Genomic DNA, 17907 nt, shown 5'->3' with positions numbered 1-17907 from the left:
TGTATCACTACTGCCTGTCGTGCGGCACTGGCAACATTCAAGGATTAATGCCATGAGCCGAATCGCTCTGAGTTCTGTTGATCGAGCGCAGCGGGAAGTCCTGCCGCTTGACCTCGCGCTTTACCACGCGGCACGCGACTACCCTGGTGGCGCCGCAGCTATCGCCGCTACCACTGGCCGCAACGCCACCACGTTGCAGCACAAGCTTTCCCCAACCCATCCAAGCCACACCGTGAACATCCAAGAGTTTGGCGAGATCCTGGAACTGACTAAGGATCGCCGCATTCTGGATGCGGTGCATGCGCTGGTGGGCGACACGATCTGGCAGGAACTGGCTGAGGCCTATACCAACGACATGCCCGAGACATTGACGACCGGCATCGCTGAGTATTTCCGGCAGGTGGCGGATCTTGCCGACACCTGGGCCAAAAGCATCGGTGACGGCGTCGTCTCCGATCAAGAGTTAGCAGCGATTCGCCTGCAGGTGTTCAGGGGGATTCAGGGCCTGCTCGGATTATTCAATCGCGCCACCTACGTCAACCAGACGACGCGAGGTGCTGACCATGGCTGACATCGCAGACTTCGCTAATGATCTGGTGCTAGAGCGCGTCGACCAGGCGCTCGCAGCACGTCGCATCGCCGCCAAACCTGCTTTGGCGGTGCATTCGTTTCTGTTCTGCGAAGAGTGCGATGAGGCAATTCCGGAGGCGCGCCGTGTGGCGCAGCCTGGCTGCACGCATTGTGTGGATTGCCTTTCCCTCGCGGAATTGAAGGGAGCTCGTCATGCTCGATGAAGTGCTGGCTCAGTTCGCAGACTACGGCCTTGTACCTGCGCAGCCGCTGGTGTTCGGTAAGCTTACTCGTTGCAAGACGGCGCAGGATAAGGGCACCGAAAAGAACGGCTGGTACGTCGCCCATGAACATCGCACCGAGAAAGGCGAGACGCTTATTTTTGGTTCATTCGGCGATTGGCGTTCGGGCGAGACGCAGAAGATCAAGGTCAAGGCTGGTCGGATGTCACCCGAAGAGCGCGAGGTCATGCGCGCCCGTCAGGAAGAAGGCAAGCGTCGTGCTGCAGAGGTGGCAGCTAATGCGGCGCGTCGAGCGGCAAAGCGAGCGGACAGCTTGTTCCAGCGCATGCCGGAGAAAGGTCGTAGCGAGTATCTGGACCGCAAGCAGATTGTCGGTTTCCGGGTACGCTACGCGCCGCGTTCCGGGGCAGTCCTGGTTCCCATGAGCAATGCGCGGGACGATATTGTCGGGCTTCAGGTGATTTACCCGAGCAAACAGGAAGATACCGGTCGAGACAAGTCTTACTGGCCCTACGGGATGTCAAAAGAGGGTGCTTTCCACCTCATCGGTCCGGATGCCGATCCGGGTGATCCAGTGCTGGTATGTGAGGGCTACGCAACAGGCGCCAGCCTGCATATGGCGACTTCGCTGACTGTGGCGGTGGCATTCGACGCGGGTAACCTGCTGGCCGTGTGTAAGGCCATGCGCGAGCGGTTTGCCGGTTGCCCTCTGATCATTTGCAGGGACGATGACTGGAAGACCACGAAGCCAAACGGTGACGCCTGGAATCCCGGTGAAGAGAAGGCGAATAACGCGGCACTGATCGTCGGTGGCCAGGTGGTTGCGCCGATCTTCTCCAGTGATCGGGAAGTGAAGTGGACCGACTTCAACGATCTGCATGTCGCCGAGGGTTTGGAGGCGGTGCGCCGTCAGGTGCTGGCCGTGGTCAAGCCGCCGGCTGCAGGTGGTTGGAAAGATCTACTAGCTCGCAGCGATAGCGGCGCTCTGATCGCTCACATGCAGAACGTTGAATTGATCTTGGCCAATGATCCACGTTGGGCTGGGGTCATCAGCTACAGCGCCTTCAGTTCGAAGCTCGTCAAGCTGCGTGCGGCGCCTTATGGCGGCGGCACGGGTGACTGGGCGGACATCGATGACGTGCGGGTGATGAAGTGGCTCGCGCAGCAGTACAACCTTCGGGTCAAGGCGTCCCATGTGATCGAGGCGGTCAGTGTGGTCGCACATGATCATGCGTTTCATCCGGTGCGGCAGTACCTGCGCAAGCTCGAATGGGATCGCGTGCCTCGTCTGGAAAGCTGGCTCACCGATGTCATGGGTGTGAAGGCCACCGACTACTCGTCCAAGGTTGGCAAGCGCTGGATGTTGTCGGCCGTGGCGCGAGTGATGAAGCCTGGCTGCAAGGCAGACTCGGTGATGATCCTTGAGGGTGCGCAGGGCGCTGGTAAGTCGACGGCGATGAGCATTCTCGGCGGCGAGTGGTTCATGGATACGCCGTTCGCCCTAGGCGACAAAGACGGCTTTCAGGCGATCCGGGGCAAGTGGATCGTCGAACTGGGCGAGCTGGATAGCTTCAACAAGGCCGAGAGCACCAAGGCCAAGCAGTTTTTCTCTGCGTCCACTGACACCTACCGAGAGAGTTATGGCCGTCGCACGATGGACGTGCCGCGTCAGTGCGTGTTCGTGGGTACGACGAACCAGGACGAATACCTCAAGGACGCTACCGGTAACCGGCGTTATTGGCCGGTGGCATGTACCAAGGTGGATCTGGAACTGCTGCGTTCAATCCGCGATCAGCTGTGGGCCGAGGCGGTGTTCTGTTACGACGCGGGCGACCTTTGGTGGGTAACGTTGGACGAAGCAGCATTGTTCGCGGAAGAGCAGGACGAGCGGTTCGTAGTGGACGAATGGGAAACACCAATCTTGACCTGGTTGGAAGAGTCACAGATCGGTGAGACCACGACCGGCAGCGAGGTGCTGACGCAGGCTCTCAAGCTCGACCCGGGACATTGGGGTAAGCCGGAGCAGATGCGTGTCGGTGCCATCCTTCATCGGTTGGGCTGGAGACGTTACAGGCTCGGTGCTATGACCAAGAGTCGGCAGCGGTTGTGGGGCTACAAGAAGCCAGCGGACTGGGGTAAGGCGCCTGAACTGGAGGTAGAAGTTGCCGAGGAGCTTTGTTTCGATGATTAAGGAGATCGATTCGTTGCTTCAGTTATGGGCTCGGGAGCTTCACTCCGACCATTCGAAAGGCGGTCTGGCCGGTGGAAACATGGTCGCGATGATGATGGAGAGTAACGGCCAGTTAATCCGCGGGCGGCGTGCATTCCGTGCGCCGTTAGAGAGCTCGTTGGATATCGAGCTTATCGTGAACAAGCACCTCGCGCCCGAGCTGGTGACGGTAGTGCGAGAGCACTACTGCACCCTGGATGTGGATATGCGTTTGCGTTATGCGCACTGCGGCTGCGGGCGTGACACCTATTATCAGCGTCTTCATGAGGCGCATTTGGTTATCTGGGGCGTGTTGATGGGGGTGGCTGCTTGACCCCAGGCATGGCTCCGGCAGTTGCTGTCCCACCGGCCCGCCTTGTCCCACTATGTTTTGGCGTAGTGGGACAGGTGCGGGCCTTGTCTTTGCTGGGCTGTCCCACCGTCCCACCTTGTAACGTCACCTGCCCGCATATGCGTAGCAGGCACAATGCACGCGCGCTTCACGCGCAAGCGTGTTTATAAATTTCTCTCTTTACACGAGAAAATAGATAAATAAGTAGGACGGTGGGGCTAAGCCCCGAATTTAGGCGCTCTCAGGCGTCCCACCTTAATTCCGAAAGGTGGGACAGATGGGACGCCGCCGAAACAACAGAATGCCGTGGTGAGTTATTCGCTTACATTCGCTAGACGTTCACACCACATTGACCACTTATTCACCGGGTGGCATTAAACCGGGGTTGCTGCCACCGGAATCGACCTGTAAAAAGTAGTCATCTTCGATAGGTGCGACCGCAGAGAGCGGCACGCACCAACCACCAAACCCGGCCATTGCGCCGGGTTTTTGCGTTTAGGGGTTGGCGATGACAAGCGAGCAACAAGCACTGGCAGAAATGCCGATCTGGTTAGTGATCGTCCTGGCCCTGGTCGGTGGCGTATCGGGGGAAATGTGGCGGGCCGACAAGGACGGGGCGCGAGGCTGGGCATTGTTGCGCAGGCTGGCACTTCGGTCCGGCGCCTGCATTGTCTGCGGGGTGTCAGCGATGATGTTGATGATCGCCGCCGGCATGACGATCTGGACGGCGGGCGCCTTGGGTTGCCTGACGGCAATGGCCGGCGCGGACGTAGCCATTGGGTTGTACGAACGATGGGCCGCCAAGCGACTGGGCGTGTGCGAAGTTCCGCCGAATGGCGGCGGGCCAGCCTGAAACCGCCGGGGACCCTGGGGTTATTCGGTGGGTACGGGGTCGGAAACCCGCGGGAAAGTGTTAGCGGGAGCGCCCCCAGCTTACTGAAATTTCAATCATTGAAATCTTGAAAGGATTCATTGAAAAACGTTGAAAAAGGAGGGCTCATGACAGAACCAACCTACCTGTCGAAGAGTGCCTTCGCGGCCCGGCTCGGCAGGTCGCCGAGTTACATCACCTGGCTAAAAGACAACAACCGTTTGGTGCTTTCGCCCAACGGTAAACAGGTTGATGTACATGCCACCGAAGCGCTGATTCGCGACACCGCAGATCCTAGCAAGGTCGCCGTCGCTGAACGACACCAGCAGGACCGGATTCAGCGTGACGTTTACAGCCAACTGTCCACCCAGACCGAGCCGACTTCCACGGCTGCGCCGCCGCAGGTGCTTACCGTCGACGGCAAACTCCCCGACTTCCAGAAGGCCCGCGCCCTGCGCGAGCACAACATGGCCAAGTTGGCGGAGATCGAGCTGGGCAAAGCCCAAGGCTCGTTGGTCTCCAAGGAGGCGGTCGAAACCGGTGCATACAACGCCGGCCGCTTGCTGCGCGATCAGCTGTTCGGGCCGCTACCACAGCTGTCCCACGATCTCGCCGCCATGACCGATCCTTGGCTGATCGAAAAACACCTGACCGCCACCTTTCGTCGAACGCTGGAGGAAGCCGAGCGGCTCTCTTCAGCAGATCTTGAGCACGCCATGACAACGGACTGAACCTATGCACACGGAATTTCCTGACGGTGCAGAGGTGTACCGTGAGGCTTATTTCCGTGGACTGCGCCCAGACCCCGATCTCTGGATCGATGAATGGGCCGACGAGTACATGCGAATCCCGCGTGACACCGGTGCCCCTGAGCCGGGCCAGTACCGCACCTCACGGACACCTTACGCCCGCGAGCCAATGCGCTGCCTGTCGCCGGCTCACCCTTGCAGACGCGTGATCACCATGGTGGCCTCGCAGTTGATGAAAACGCAGATCGCACTGAACTGGATGGGTGGCCTGATCCACATGGCGCCGTCAAACATCCTGGCGCTGCTCCCCAGCCTTGGCCTGTCCAAGCGGGTTTCCGGACGGATCAGCAAGACAATCAAGGCCACTCCCGTTCTGCGCGAGCGGGTCGCGGCCACCCGCTCGCGGGACGCACGCAACACGATGGACACCAAGGAGTTCGAGGGTGGCTCGCTGTACGTCACCACCGCCGGTTCTGCGGCCAACCTTTCGGAGCTGTCGGCGCGTTATATCTACGGCGACGAAGTCGACCGCTGGGAGAATGACGTCGGCCAGGAGGGTGACCCCATCAAGCTGGCAGAGACGCGGGCGACCAACTTCGGTCGCAACGCCAAGATCTACTTCTCCAGCTCGCCGACGATCAAAGGCGCCTCGCGGATCGCCGACCTGTTCGAGTCCAGCGACCAGCGCTACTACTACGTGCCATGCCCTACCTGCGGTCATATGCAGGTGTTGGAATGGGAGCGACTGCACTACAGCAAGGATCTCAGCACTGTGCATTACGAGTGCGCAGCACCTGAATGCGACGTGCTGATCGAGGAACACCACAAGAGCGACATGCTCGCCCGAGGCGAGTGGCGCGCCCACGCGGGTGGCGACGGCAAAACCGTTGGCTTTCATCTCAACGCGCTGTATTCGCCGACCGGCTGGATGGATTGGGCCGGCCTTGCCGAGGAGTTTGAAGACGCAAAGAAAGCTCAGGCCCAAGGCGACACGAGCCTGATGCAGGTTTTCTACAACACTCGTCTGGCGAAGGTCTGGGACAGCGCACTCGAACAGACCAAAGCGGAAGTGCTGATCGCTCGGGCACGGCTGGAGAATTACACCCTCGGCGCGATGCCGGTCGGTGTGCTGATGCTGACCGGTGCCGTCGACGTCCAGGCCAATCGTCTGGAACTGATGGTGATGGGCTTCGGCGTCGGCATGGAGCGCTGGGTGGTCGACCACCAGATCATCTGGGGTGACCCGGCAGACGAACGCACCTGGGCAGTGCTGGACGAGAAACTCAAAGCCCGTTACCGGCATCCTTGCGGTGTGGGTCTGGCGATCCTCGCCGTGGGTGTCGACTCCGGTGGACATCACACCGATGAGGTCTACCAGTTCTGCCGCGTCCGTCGCTGGCGCAACATCTTCGCCATCAAGGGCGCGAGCAAGCCTGGCAGGCCCGTGATTGCACAGCGTCCATCCATGGTCGACGTGACATGGAAGGGGCAGACCGAACGCAACGGCGCCGAGTTGTGGTTTGTCGGTACCGACACCGCGAAAGACTGGATCTACAACCGCTATCCATTCCCGGACGGTCCGGGATCGCTGCACTTTGCCAACGACCTGCCGGACGAGTTTTTCGCCCAGTGCGTCGCCGAACGCAAGGTCGTGCGCTACGTGCGCGGACATAAGCGCATCGAGTGGGTGAAGGGCAAGGCCGAGCGCAACGAAGCGCTCGACCTGATGGTGTACTGCCTCGCTATGGCGCATTACCTCGGCATCAACCGCTACCAGGAACACGATTGGGACAGGGTGCGACAAGCCCTGGCCCAGTCCGGTTTGTTCGATGACGCCTTGAGTATCAAGCCTGTTCAAGGCGAGCGCCTTGATGCTGAGCAAACACCGGCGCCCGCTGCTGTACGCCAAGCCCAACCCGCACCACCACCCGCTGCACCGGTTACACAATCGCGACCGGCAGCCCCCCCCCAACGCCGCAGCTCTGCCAGCGGCTATCTGAAGAGACGCTGATATGTCCTTTACAAAAAAGCACCTCGACGCGGTTGAGGCGGCCATTGCTCGCGGTGAAAAAACGGTGCGCTATACCGACCGTGCTGTGGAATACCGCACGGTCGATGAGCTGCTCAAGGCGCGCGAGGAAATACGCTCGTCGTTGGCAAGTGCAGCAGGGCCACGTTCGCGCGTGGTCCGGCTGTACCATGCTGGGAAGGGGGTCTGATGGCTCGACACTTCCCAACGCTGACCCGTAACGGATTTGTGCTGCCGTCCAATATCAAGGCCAGTTACGAAGGCGCTGGAGAAGGGCGTCGCTCCACTGGCTGGGACGCTCCCGACAACGGGATCAACAGCATCAACACTCCGGCCCTGCGCAATCTGCGGTCGCGCTCGCGGGCGGCGGTTCGCAACGACCCTTACGCCTTCAACGTCATCGACAAGCGTGTCAGCAACCTGATCGGCACGGGCATCACTCCTCGACCCACAACCGACGACGATGCTCTGCGCAAGCTGCTGCAGGAGCTGTGGGGGGATTGGGTTGATGAGGCGGACGCGGATGATCGCACCGACTTCTACGGCCAGCAGGCGTTGGTGGCGCGCACGGTGGAAACCTCAGGCGAATGTTTCGTCCGGTTGCGTCCTCGCAGCCTGGATGAGGGTTTGGCGGTTCCGCTGCAGCTGCAGATCCTCGCACCGGAGTTTGTGCCGCACGACAAGTTCGAGAGCACCAAGACCGGCAACGTCATCCGCGCCGGTATCGAGTTCACACCCGGTGGCAAGCGGGTGGCGTACTGGATGTACCTGTCACATCCGCGTGATGCGGCCTCGCTGAACGCCGGCTACAACCAGCTGGTGCGCGTGCCGGCGGCTCAGGTGCTGCACATTTTCGAACCGGTGGAGCCTGGTCAGTTGCGCGGTGTGCCCCGATTGTCGCCGGTGCTTAAACGCCTGCGCAGTCTGGACAACTACGACGACGCGGTGCTGTTCCGTCAGGAAGTAGCCAACCTGTTTGCCGGTTTCATCAAGCGTCCAGCACCGGAGTCGGGGCAAGCGCCACGCGATCCAGTTACCGGCGCCTTGCTGGATCTGGACCGCGATGGCTTCACGCCGATGGTTGCGCTCGAACCCGGCACCATGCAGGAACTGGGGGCAGGCGAGGAGGTTGAGTTCTCCAAACCGCCAGACGCCGGCAACAACTACCCGGACTTCATGCGGCAGCAACTGATGGCTGCTGCAGCAGGGTCGGGAACGCCTTACGAGATCCTCACGGGCGACATGCGCGGCATCAACGACCGAGCGCTTCGGGTGGTGCTCAACGAGTTTCGGCGCCGTCTGGAACAACTGCAATTCAGCGTGTACGTGCATCAGCTCTGCCGTCCAGTACGGGCTGCGTGGATGGATATGGCGGTGCTGTCTGGCGTCCTGGTGCTGGACGATTACGCACAGAAACGCCGTCAGTACCTGCGCACTCGCTGGGTGCCTCAAGGCTGGGCCTATATCCAGCCAGTGCAGGACGTGCAGGCACGCCGTATGGAAGTGCAAGCCGGGTTTTCTTCCCGCAGCGAGATGGTCCTGCGCACCGGCTACGACGCCGAAACGGTCGATCTGGAAAACGCTGCCGATCTGGCAAGGGCCACAAAACTTGGCCTCAACTACAACACCCTTGATGCCGTCGAAGACACCGACGACAAGGAGCAACCATGAGCAAACAAGCGCGACCGCGCATTTACAACCGCGCAGGCAAACGCGTCGAGGTTCAGGACAAGACTTGGTACGCCCTGCAGGCCAGCGGAGAAGCCACCGAGCGGGTGATCGAGGTTTTCGTCTATGGCGAGATCGGCGCGTGGGGCATCACTGCCAACCAGTTCGTGCAGGACCTGCGCGCCATGGATGACGGTGTTTCACCCGTGATCGCCGCGTTCAACAGTATTGGTGGCGACCTGTTTGACGGTCTGGCCATGCACAACGCGCTGTCGCGTCTGGGCGAGCGTTGCACCGGACGTATCGATGCGCTCGCAGCCAGTGCCGCCAGTGTCGCCGTGTGCGGTGCACACCGCGTAGTAATTGCGGCGAACGCCATGTTGATGATCCACAACCCATACACCTATGCAGGCGGTGGCGCTGAGGACTTCCGCCGTGTCGCTGATGTATTGGATCAAACCTTGGAGGCCATCATCGCTGCCTATAAGGCCAAGGCGCCCGACATCGATGACGCTGAACTGCGGCGAATGGTTGATGCTGAAACCTGGCTGACTGCTAACGAAGCGGTGGCTCTTGGCCTTGCAGACGAAGTCGGCGACGGCATCAAAGTCAAAGCATGCCTCGGTCAAGGCGCGGTGTTGCAACGGTTCCAGCACGCTCCGGTTGAGTTGGTGGCCCAGCTCGACGAGCCGCCTGAATCGGATCCCGAACTTGAACCTGTCGATCCGCCGCTGGTGCCGCCTGTAGTGGACTCGGCCAAGTTGGCATTGATGATTACTCAGCGTTGCACGGCGGCGGGCATCAGCAATCTGGTCGAGCCGCTGCTCAATTCTACCCAGCTCGAAAGCGAGGAAATCGTTCTCGCCGGTCTGGCTCGCGCCAAGGCGGTGAACGACCTCTGCGTCGCCGCGCGTCTGCCGGAATTCAGCGCCGAGTATGTCTCGGCCGGTCTGGATGCGGCGGCGGTTCGGGCGCGTCTGTTCGACAAGATCGTCACCAGCGGCAAGGGCTTTGAAATCGACAGCAGTCTGCCGTTGGCGGACGATCCGGCACCCAAGGTGCTGGCCAAACAACCTGACCCCAACTCGATTTGGGCTGCTCGCCAAGCGGCACAAACTGGAACCGCGCGCGGCGCGAAAGGAGCACGAGCATGACCATCAAACAGGAACCGATCCATGCAGGTGAATTCCTGCTGTCTGAGGGCGCCGGCACGATCTCGCGCGAAGCGATCAATGTCGCGGCGGGTCCAGCATTGTGGCCGGGGCAAATTCTCGGGCTGGTGACCGCTACCGGCGAATTCGCACCGTACGAACCGACGGCAGAGGACGGCACTGAAAACGCGGTCGCCATTCTGTACGGCCCGCTCGGTGAATCCGACGTAGTGCGTCGCGGTCGTGCCGTGGTGCGGTTGGCCGAGGTCAGCGAAGCGCACTTGACCGGCCTCGATTTGGCGGCCGAGAAAGCACTCGCCACTCATTTCGTGATCGTCCGCTAAGTCGATCTTTCTTTTATATGCATCCCGCCGCGTGCGGGATTTTTCGTTTCTGGAGAGTACCCATGGCCGATATCGCCATTTTTGACGACGAAGCGTTTACCGTTACCTCGCTGACCGCTGCACTCAATGATCAACCCTACCTGCCAGGGCGCATCAGCGCACTGGGTCTGTTTCGCGAGGAAGGCATTACCACCCTGACCGTGCAGATTGAAAAGGACGGCGACACCCTGGCACTGGTGCCTGCTGGCGAGCGTGGTGGTTCTGGCCTGGTGGTCGCGGCCAGCAAGCGCAACCTGATCCCGTTCAACACCGTGCACCTGCCTGAGCGCTTCACCATCAAGGCGGATGAGATCCAAGGCATCCGTGCCTTCGGCACTCGTACTGAACTGCAGGCGGTACAGGACGTGGTGAATGCGCGCCTGGCTAAGGCGCGGCGGCAGTTGGACGCCACGCACGAGTTCCAGCGTATGGGCGCACTGAATGGCCAGATCCTCGATGCCGATGGCAAAACCGTATTGCTCGACCTCTACGATCGTTTCGGTGTGGACCGTCAGAAGTTGCCCATGGGGCTGGCTGATGCGGGAACGGAGCTGCGGGTCAAATGCGGTGAAGCGCTGGATATGCAGGAAGACGCGCTCGGCAGTGTGACCAGCACCGGCTCTCGCGCCTTCTGCGGCAAGAACTTCTGGAACAAGCTGATCGTTCACAAGTCGGTCAAAGAGACCTACCTCAACAGCCAGCAGGCAGCGGCTCTGCGCGGTGATGCTCGTGAAAGCTTCGAGTTCGGCGGCATCATCTGGGAGCGCTACCGTGGCAAGGTGGCCGGCGTGTCATTCGTGCATGACGACAAGGCGCTTTTGGTTCCGGAAGGCGTGCCGGATCTGTACATCTCGGTGTTCGCGCCGGCCGACTACATGGAAACGGTCAACACTCAAGGTATCCCGTACTACAGCATGATCGAGCCGCTGCCTTTCAACAAAGGCATGGCCGGTGAAGCACAGTCCAACCCGCTGCACCTGTGCACCCGGCCGCGTGCGCAGGTCCTGCTGGAACTCTGACCGTGGGCTTTCGCGATCTGATCGCCGACGTCGACGCGGTGGTGTTCGAAACGCTGGGCGATACGGCGCGGATCGAGGGTCGCGACGAGCCAGTGTTCGGCATGTTCGCCGCACCCTGGCTGCAACCTAAGTTCGGCAAGCTCAACACCGGGTTGCGCGAGCCTCGCTTCGAGATCCGCGTCAGCGATTCGCAAGGTCTGGAGCAGGGCATGCTGGTCAGCGTTGACCTGCCTGCCTTGGATGGCGGCGGTGACTACGACTTGATTCAGCTCGAACCGAGCGGTGACGGCCTGGTCGCCCTGATTCTGAGGTTGCGCCCATGAGTGTCGGCAGCTATTTCAAACCCTCGGCCGGGGGCGGGATGATCTCCATCCAGTCATCGGCCGCAGACTTTCAGGCGTTCCAGGACTTTGCCAAGGTGGTACCGAAAGCCGCTGCTGCGGCCCATCGGCGTGCGATCAACAAGACGTTGGGCTGGTTGCGCACGCACATCGCCCGAGCGGTCAGCCGGTCAGAGCGCATCGCTGTTGCGGCGGTGCGTCAGCGATTGCGCAGCTATCCGGTTTCCGGTGGTGCTGCGAGCGGCAAGTTGTGGTTCGGTTTGAATGCCATTGAATCCAGCCGGATCGGCCGGGCGCGGCAAAGCGGCAGTGGGGTGTCAGTGGCCGGGCGGCGTTACCAAGGGGCTTTCCTCAAGAAGGTCTACGGCAACAAACCCGATATCTGGATCCGTACAGCCAGCAAGCATTTCAACGCGGACGATTATCCCGACAGTACGGTGTCACCCGGTCGCGGGCCGAGTTCGGGTTGGGTCGCTGAAAACGGTAGTCGTTTCCCGCTGGCCAAGGCCAAGGTGTCGCTGGAGCAAGCCCGACCGCACTTCGAAAGCTGGGTAAAAAAAGCGGATGAGCGCCTGCTGGAGATTCTCAAACAAGAACTCAACTTTGAGCTGCAGAAATACCTTAAGAGGATCGGCAATGTCTGAAGAACCGTTCAGCCTGGACCAGTTTTATCGGGCGGTAGAACAGCATCTGCGTACCCACTTGCCTGGCGTGCAAACCGTCACAGCCTGGCCAGACATTAAGGATCGCGTGTTGCTGCCAGCGGTGTTTCTGGAGGTGGCCGAGATCGAGCCGGGTAAAGATATCGGCACCGGCGAAACCTCGCTGGTGTGCAAGTTCGAGGCTCGGATCATTGTTGACCCGATCAAGGCGCACCATCATCAACAGGCCGTGCAATTGGCGACGCAGTTGGCGGTGCTGCTGCGTTCGCAGACGTGGGGGTTGCCAGTTGAACCCGCCGAGTTTGTGCAATCGCTGCAGGACTGGACCCAGCCGCACCTAGATGGATACACCGTGTGGCTGGTGGAGTGGACTCAGCAAGTCTATCTCGGCCCAGAGGAATGGCTCTGGCCTGACGAGCCGCCGGGCACGTTGCTCATTGGATTCAACAACGACGCCAAAGAGGACTTTGTCCCTGCGGAGGATGTGTGAGTGGCTACGCGAGCGCCCAGCACGACCGGATGCTCGCCGGCGTGGTCAAGGCTTGCTATGTGGTCGCGCTGGATCTGTCCGCTTCGCCGCCGGTGTGTCGCGTCTCGGATGGCAGTGAATGGGTCAGCGCCTGGGTGCGGTGGCACAGCATCGCGGCGGGCAAGGCCAGACACTGGCGGGCGCCGTCCATGGGCGAGCAGGGCAGTTTGATCAGTCCCAGCGGTGACGTGTCACAAGGCACGTTTGTGCCGGGCCTGTATGGCAATGCCGGACCGCCGCCGGATAACCGTGACCATGTCGAGGTCTGGCGTTTCGATGATGGCGGCTCGCTGATCTACGACTGGCAGGCGAAGTCTTACACCATCACCCTGCCGAGTGGCACGGTGGCGATCAAGGTCGGCGGCACGGACGTCGTTGTAACGGATAACGCGGTGACAGTGAAGTCGGGAACGATCGATCTTGAGGCCACTGTGAACATCAAAGGCCCGGTCAACATTGATGGCGCGTTACGCGTAACGGGCAACATCGACGGCGCCGGCAACATCATGGCCGTCGGTGACAGCGACAACCATCACAAACATTAACCCAAACATTCATCCAGCCCGCCAAGGTCGGGCTTTTTCATGCCTGGAGAAAGACATGGCCAAGATCGATACGACCGTCACTGAGGCGCAAGCGTCCACTGAACCAGTAATTGCATCCTCAATGTTCTCATCGCCGGAGTTCTTGAAATTCCGCGACAAGGTTTACACCTCGCGACTGTTGATCGTGCCAGGTACTGACCGTTCCTACCCGGTAGAGAAGGCGACGGTCGTTGTGCCGGCCTCCGACATCGAAGCGGTCAAGTTCCTGAAAGCCAGCGAAGAATACGAGCCGTTCAAGGAGTGACATAGATGATCGGAATGGATCGCCACACCGGCCAGCCCATTTCCGGCATCGAGCATTTGCGCCAATCCATCGCAGACATCTTGGGCACGCCGCTGGGCAGTCGCCGGCACCGTATGGAGTACGGCAGCAAGCTGCGCCGGTTTGTCGATCTGCCCGTTAACGAGGGCTGGAAAAGCGCCGTACAGGCTGAAGTCGCCCGCGCTCTAGAGCGCTGGGAGCCGCGTTTGAAGTTGGATCAGGTGCGCGTCATTTCCGTCATTGGCGGGCAAATCAATCTACAAATCGTCGGGAAGTACCTGGGCGACAGCGTCACGTTGGAGGTGGCCGCATGAGTACCGTTGATCTGTCGTCGTTGCCGGCACCGACCGTGTTGGAGCCTCTGGACTTTGAAGAGGTTTATCAGGACGGGCTGGGCGTGTTTCGCGGGTACATGGGCGGCAACTGGACGGCCGCGCTGGAAAGCGATCCAGTGGTCAAAGTGCTTGAGGTCGGGGCCTACAACAAGGTCGGCAACCGCGCCCGGGTCAATGACGCCGGCAAGGCGCTATTGCTGGCGCACGCCATTCGCGGCGACCTCGATCACTTGGGGGCCAACGTCAATCTGCAGCGCCTGGTCATTCAGGCCGAGGATCTGCTGGCGGTGCCGCCGGTACCCAAGGTCATGGAAGACGACGACCCGTTTCGCGAACGCATCCAGTTGGCCTATGAGGGTTTGACCACGGCCGGCCCGCGTAACAGCTACATCCTGCACGCGCGTAATGCCTCGGGGTTGGTGGCAGATGCCACGGCTGAAAGCCCGGCGCCTTGCTACGTTACGGTAACGGTGCTGGGGTTTGATGGGGAGGGTGAAGCGCCGCCGGAGCTGCTGGCGACGGTGGCCGCTGCGTTGGATGACGATGACGTCCGCCCGGTCGGTGATCGTGTGACCGTACAGAGCGCGGAGGTGATCCGCTACGAGATTGACGCCATCCTGCACATGGCCGGCGCCGGCCCCGAAGCGGATGCCAGTTTGGCCGAAGCGAAAAGCCGATTGGCCGGTTGGATCAATCCCCGCAAGCGACTGGGCGTCGAGGTCGCACGCTCCGCTGTTGACGCTCAGTTGCACGTTGCCGGCGTTGCCCGGGTTGAGTTGGTCGGTTGGCAGGACTTGGCCCCGACCAAGGCTCAGGCGGCGTTCTGTACGCGCTACAGCGTGAGGCTGGCGGGCTGATATGAAAAGTCTACTGCCACTCAACAGCACGCAACTGGAACGGGCCATGGAGGCCGCGTTTTTCGAAAAGACGATTGTCCCACTGCGCGACCTCTACAACCCCGACACCTGTCCGGTGCATCTGCTGCCGCATCTGGCGTGGGCGTGGTCGGTCGATCGCTGGGACTACCGATGGTCTGAGGCGACCAAGCGCGCGGCCATCAAGGCGTCTTTCTACATCCACAAGCACAAGGGCACGATCGGCGCGATACGTCGTGTGGTCGAGCCGCTGGGCTATCTGATTGAGATTGTCGAGTGGTTCAAGACCGTGCCCGAGGGCGTGCCGGGCACCTTCGCGCTGAAGATTGGCGTTCTCGATACCGGCATCACCGAGGAAATGTATCAGGAGCTTGAACGCCTGATTGACGACGCCAAGCCCGTCACCCGGCACATGACCGGGCTGGCGATCAGCCTGGAAACACAGGGTGATTTGAATGTGGGCGTGACCCTCTACGACGGCGACGAGCTTGATATCTACCCGCCGGAAATGCAGGACATCGAGATAACCGGCAGCTTCGGCGTGGTCGGCCGTGAACACTCCATAGACATCATGGATATTTATTAAATGATTGATGCGAACTCAAAGTTTTTCGCGATCCTGACGGACGTGGGGGCGGCCAAGCTGGCGAATGCCAATGTGCTGGGCGTGCCCTGGAACATCACGGAAATGGGCTTGGGCGATGCCAACGAAACCGATCCGCAGCCCAATGCCAAGCAAACCAAACTGATCAACGAATGGCGCCGCCGGCCGCTGAATCAGTTGCGCATCGATCCGGTCAACCCGGCGGTGATCATTGCCGAGCAAGTCATTCCGGCCGACGAGGGCGGGCGCTGGATTCGTGAGGTCGGTCTGTACGACGCGGACGGCGATCTGGTGGCGGTGGCCAACTGTGCGCCGAGCTTCAAGCCGGTGCTGTCGCAGGGATCGGGCCGCACGCAAGTGGTGCGGATGAACCTGATTGTTTCCAGCACGGCGCAGATCAGTCTCAAAATTGACCCGTCGGTGGTGCTGGCGACGCGTGAGTATGTCGATTCGCGCATTCTGGAAGAGCTGAGCAAGCTCGACATTAAGCAGTCGGTGCGCGCGGCGACCACGGCCAATATCGCTCTGGTCGGTTTGCAGGTCGTGGACGGCGTTTCGCTGAATGCCGGCGATCGCGTGCTGGTGAAGAATCAGGCAGCCGCCAAGGATAACGGCCCGTATGTGGTGGCTGTGGGTGCCTGGGCGCGGGCCAAGGATGCCGATAACAACGCGAAGGTCACGCCGAATCTGACGGTTGCGGTCGAAGTGGGTGCAACGCAGGCCGACACGATCTGGCAACTGGTGACTGATGGCCCGATTGTCGTGGGCACCACGGCGCTCACGTTCAAGGACATTACAGACGGCTTTGCCCGGCTGCTGTCGCCAAGCTTTGCCGGCAATCCCACGGCCCCGACGCCGGCGCAATTTGACAGCAGCAAGTCGCTCGCTACGGCGGAGTTTGTCAAGCGTAGTGGTGTCGAGTTCTCGGGCTTCTCCACGAACGCTGCAAACTTGGCTTTGACGGCCGCGCACGTCGGTGGCCTTCACAGCTTTTCCGGTGCTGCGCAACTTCAGGCCACTTTGCCGCCGACGGCAGGTGTCGCACAGGCTGCGACCATTACGCTTGTTTGCGCCGGCATTGGCGGGCTGAAAATCGTCCCGGCCGGCGCTGACGTGGTGTACACCTCGACCGGTGTGGCCGGCCCGTTGGTGTTGGCCTTGGGCGATACGGCTGAATTCATCCGCCTGCAAGACCAGTGGCGGCTTATCGGCGGCACGGTGGCGTTACGCTTTGCGGGAACGATGAGCGGCGCGCACTTCAGCACGCAGCCCCAATTCGATAGCGGCAAGGCGCTGGCTACGACGGAGTTTGCGCAGCGCGCGCAGGGGAATTTTGCCGGGCGTTTCGATATCGCGGCGTTGCCGGCGACATTGAGTGTTGCGGCCGCTGGCCATCGCATCGTTCTCGCAGCGTCAGGGACGTTGACCCTACCACCTGTTAATTCGGTGCCCACCGGCACCAATTTTTTCATGTTCAACACCACGCCGGGCGTGGTCAATATTGTTCGGCAGGGCACAGATGTAATTAGTGCGATGTCCGTTAATTCCCTGACTTCTGTACCCCTTCAGTCCCTGTCTACCATCGTGATCACTGCTGGCAATGGTCAGTGGGTCGTTGAAGACGGCATGTCTGCCCTGAAATATGCGCCCGAGTTCGCCTGCTACACCGCGTCGGGAATGGGGGGCAATGGTTACCAGCGATTGCCATCGGGAGCCATCGAACAGTGGGGTTCAGGCCAGACGGATGCGAACGGGTACGTTTACATCACATTTCCGATCCCATTCCCCAACGGGTTGCGAAACATCGCGCCGGTGCACGTCGGCTCGTTGTGCCTGATGCATGCGCTCATGGGGGGGAGCGTGACTACAACGGGTTGCACGGTACGAGTGCAAAATCAGTCGGGTGCTTCCCAAGTGAACTGGACGGTTTGGTGGCGAGCGATAGGGTATTGAAGATGAGCAAAATTGTGTTTTTCAGTCCGTCCATGTGTGGGGCTTATCGCCCTGAAATTCATGGCGCGGACATGCCCTCGGACGTGGTCGAGGTGTCGGAAAGTGTTTGGCTGTCGCTGCTCAATGAGTTGTCGGTAAGTCCAAAAAAAATGTCGTCCCGGCCTGACGGTCAGCCGGTGTTGATTGATCCGCCGGCATTGGATGCCGAGGCGCTGGCCGCTGTTGAGCGGGCTTGGCGTGATGGGCAATTGGCGCTGACTGATCCGTTGGTATCCCGGCATCGCGACGAGATCGAGGAGGGCGGCGCGACCTCGATCACCGCTGAGCAATACGCAGAGCTGCAGGCTTACCGCCGGCAGTTGCGCGACTGGCCGCAAGGGGATCACTTCCCGCTCGCCGAACACCGGCCGCAGACGCCGACCTGGCTGTCAGAACAATCCACCTAAACGCCCCTCACTGACGGGGCGTTTTTCTTTTCCGTTACGCGTAACACGAACA

At 60.7% G+C, this 17907-nt stretch carries 22 protein-coding genes; all 22 read left to right on the top strand.

The genetic code is table 11. From position 1 onward, the window contains the following. Positions 1 to 52 precede the first annotated feature (52 nt). Positions 53 to 571 carry a phage regulatory CII family protein gene (locus KVQ82_RS23880; RefSeq protein ID WP_222016232.1) on the top strand — a complete coding sequence of 173 codons (519 nt, stop codon included), beginning with the start codon at positions 53 to 55 and terminating at the stop codon, positions 569 to 571. Then, on the top strand, positions 564 to 794 hold the full coding sequence (locus KVQ82_RS23875; protein WP_222016230.1) for a TraR/DksA family transcriptional regulator: 231 nt from the start codon (positions 564 to 566) through the stop codon (positions 792 to 794). Before KVQ82_RS23880 ends, KVQ82_RS23875 begins: the two co-directional genes overlap by 8 nt. Further along, on the top strand, positions 784 to 3003 hold the full coding sequence (locus KVQ82_RS23870) for a VapE domain-containing protein (protein WP_222016229.1): 2220 nt from the start codon (positions 784 to 786) through the stop codon (positions 3001 to 3003). The genes KVQ82_RS23875 and KVQ82_RS23870 overlap by 11 nt, the downstream gene beginning before the upstream one ends. Beyond that, the gene (locus KVQ82_RS23865) at positions 2996 to 3355 is read left to right on the top strand and encodes a hypothetical protein (protein ID WP_100847395.1); all 360 of its coding nucleotides are present in this window, start codon (positions 2996 to 2998) and stop codon (positions 3353 to 3355) included. The genes KVQ82_RS23870 and KVQ82_RS23865 overlap by 8 nt, the downstream gene beginning before the upstream one ends. A 526-nt stretch (positions 3356 to 3881) precedes the next feature. Further along, positions 3882 to 4226, top strand: coding sequence for a phage holin family protein (locus tag KVQ82_RS23860; RefSeq protein WP_186633590.1), 345 nt, complete (start codon positions 3882 to 3884; stop codon positions 4224 to 4226). Positions 4227 to 4372: 146 nt separating this feature from the next. Then, positions 4373 to 4975, top strand: a complete 603-nt coding sequence (locus KVQ82_RS23855; RefSeq protein ID WP_222016227.1) for a terminase small subunit — start codon at positions 4373 to 4375, stop codon at positions 4973 to 4975. 4 nt (positions 4976 to 4979) lie between these two features. Beyond that, positions 4980 to 7004: a phage terminase large subunit family protein gene (locus KVQ82_RS23850; RefSeq protein WP_222016225.1), complete on the top strand. Its 2025-nt coding sequence runs from the start codon at positions 4980 to 4982 to the stop codon at positions 7002 to 7004. A gap of 1 nt (position 7005) precedes the next feature. After that, entirely contained in the window at positions 7006 to 7212 is a 207-nt protein-coding gene (locus KVQ82_RS23845; protein ID WP_222016222.1) for a phage head-tail joining protein, read from the top strand. After that, positions 7212 to 8693 (top strand): phage portal protein, encoded by a 1482-nt coding sequence (locus KVQ82_RS23840; protein WP_222016221.1) that lies wholly within the window; start codon positions 7212 to 7214, stop codon positions 8691 to 8693. The genes KVQ82_RS23845 and KVQ82_RS23840 overlap by 1 nt, the downstream gene beginning before the upstream one ends. After that, positions 8690 to 9844, top strand: a complete 1155-nt coding sequence (locus KVQ82_RS23835) for a head maturation protease, ClpP-related (protein WP_222016219.1) — start codon at positions 8690 to 8692, stop codon at positions 9842 to 9844. Before KVQ82_RS23840 ends, KVQ82_RS23835 begins: the two co-directional genes overlap by 4 nt. Continuing rightward, positions 9841 to 10185: a head decoration protein gene (locus KVQ82_RS23830; protein ID WP_222016217.1), complete on the top strand. Its 345-nt coding sequence runs from the start codon at positions 9841 to 9843 to the stop codon at positions 10183 to 10185. The genes KVQ82_RS23835 and KVQ82_RS23830 overlap by 4 nt, the downstream gene beginning before the upstream one ends. Positions 10186 to 10247: 62 nt before the next feature. Further along, a complete protein-coding gene (locus KVQ82_RS23825) occupies positions 10248 to 11243 on the top strand; it encodes a major capsid protein (protein ID WP_159245158.1) in 996 nt (331 codons plus the stop codon). Positions 11244 to 11245: 2 nt separating this feature from the next. Continuing rightward, positions 11246 to 11566: a hypothetical protein gene (locus KVQ82_RS23820; protein WP_222016214.1), complete on the top strand. Its 321-nt coding sequence runs from the start codon at positions 11246 to 11248 to the stop codon at positions 11564 to 11566. Next, positions 11563 to 12228 carry a hypothetical protein gene (locus KVQ82_RS23815; RefSeq protein ID WP_116254766.1) on the top strand — a complete coding sequence of 222 codons (666 nt, stop codon included), beginning with the start codon at positions 11563 to 11565 and terminating at the stop codon, positions 12226 to 12228. Before KVQ82_RS23820 ends, KVQ82_RS23815 begins: the two co-directional genes overlap by 4 nt. Next, the gene (locus tag KVQ82_RS23810) at positions 12221 to 12736 is read left to right on the top strand and encodes a hypothetical protein (protein ID WP_222016213.1); all 516 of its coding nucleotides are present in this window, start codon (positions 12221 to 12223) and stop codon (positions 12734 to 12736) included. Before KVQ82_RS23815 ends, KVQ82_RS23810 begins: the two co-directional genes overlap by 8 nt. A 29-nt stretch (positions 12737 to 12765) precedes the next feature. Next, complete coding sequence (locus KVQ82_RS23805; RefSeq protein ID WP_222019439.1) at positions 12766 to 13320, top strand: phage baseplate assembly protein V; 555 nt, start codon at positions 12766 to 12768, stop codon at positions 13318 to 13320. Positions 13321 to 13375: 55 nt separating this feature from the next. Further along, positions 13376 to 13624 (top strand): hypothetical protein, encoded by a 249-nt coding sequence (locus tag KVQ82_RS23800; protein WP_222016210.1) that lies wholly within the window; start codon positions 13376 to 13378, stop codon positions 13622 to 13624. Between the two features lie 5 nt (positions 13625 to 13629). After that, positions 13630 to 13956, top strand: coding sequence for a GPW/gp25 family protein (locus KVQ82_RS23795; RefSeq protein WP_222016208.1), 327 nt, complete (start codon positions 13630 to 13632; stop codon positions 13954 to 13956). After that, a complete protein-coding gene (locus tag KVQ82_RS23790) occupies positions 13953 to 14834 on the top strand; it encodes a baseplate J/gp47 family protein (protein WP_222016207.1) in 882 nt (293 codons plus the stop codon). The genes KVQ82_RS23795 and KVQ82_RS23790 overlap by 4 nt, the downstream gene beginning before the upstream one ends. Position 14835: 1 nt before the next feature. Further along, a complete protein-coding gene (locus KVQ82_RS23785; RefSeq protein WP_222016204.1) occupies positions 14836 to 15438 on the top strand; it encodes a phage tail protein I in 603 nt (200 codons plus the stop codon). Next, on the top strand, positions 15439 to 17409 hold the full coding sequence (locus tag KVQ82_RS23780; protein ID WP_222016202.1) for a phage tail protein: 1971 nt from the start codon (positions 15439 to 15441) through the stop codon (positions 17407 to 17409). 2 nt (positions 17410 to 17411) lie between these two features. After that, complete coding sequence (locus KVQ82_RS23775) at positions 17412 to 17855, top strand: phage tail assembly chaperone (RefSeq protein ID WP_222016200.1); 444 nt, start codon at positions 17412 to 17414, stop codon at positions 17853 to 17855. The last annotated feature ends 52 nt before the right edge of the window (positions 17856 to 17907 follow it).

The sequence above is a fragment of the Pseudomonas sp. AO-1 genome, from assembly GCF_019775695.1.
Lineage (GTDB): Bacteria > Pseudomonadota > Gammaproteobacteria > Pseudomonadales > Pseudomonadaceae > Aquipseudomonas > Aquipseudomonas parakoreensis.
This window is presented reverse-complemented; position numbering and strand designations above follow the sequence as displayed.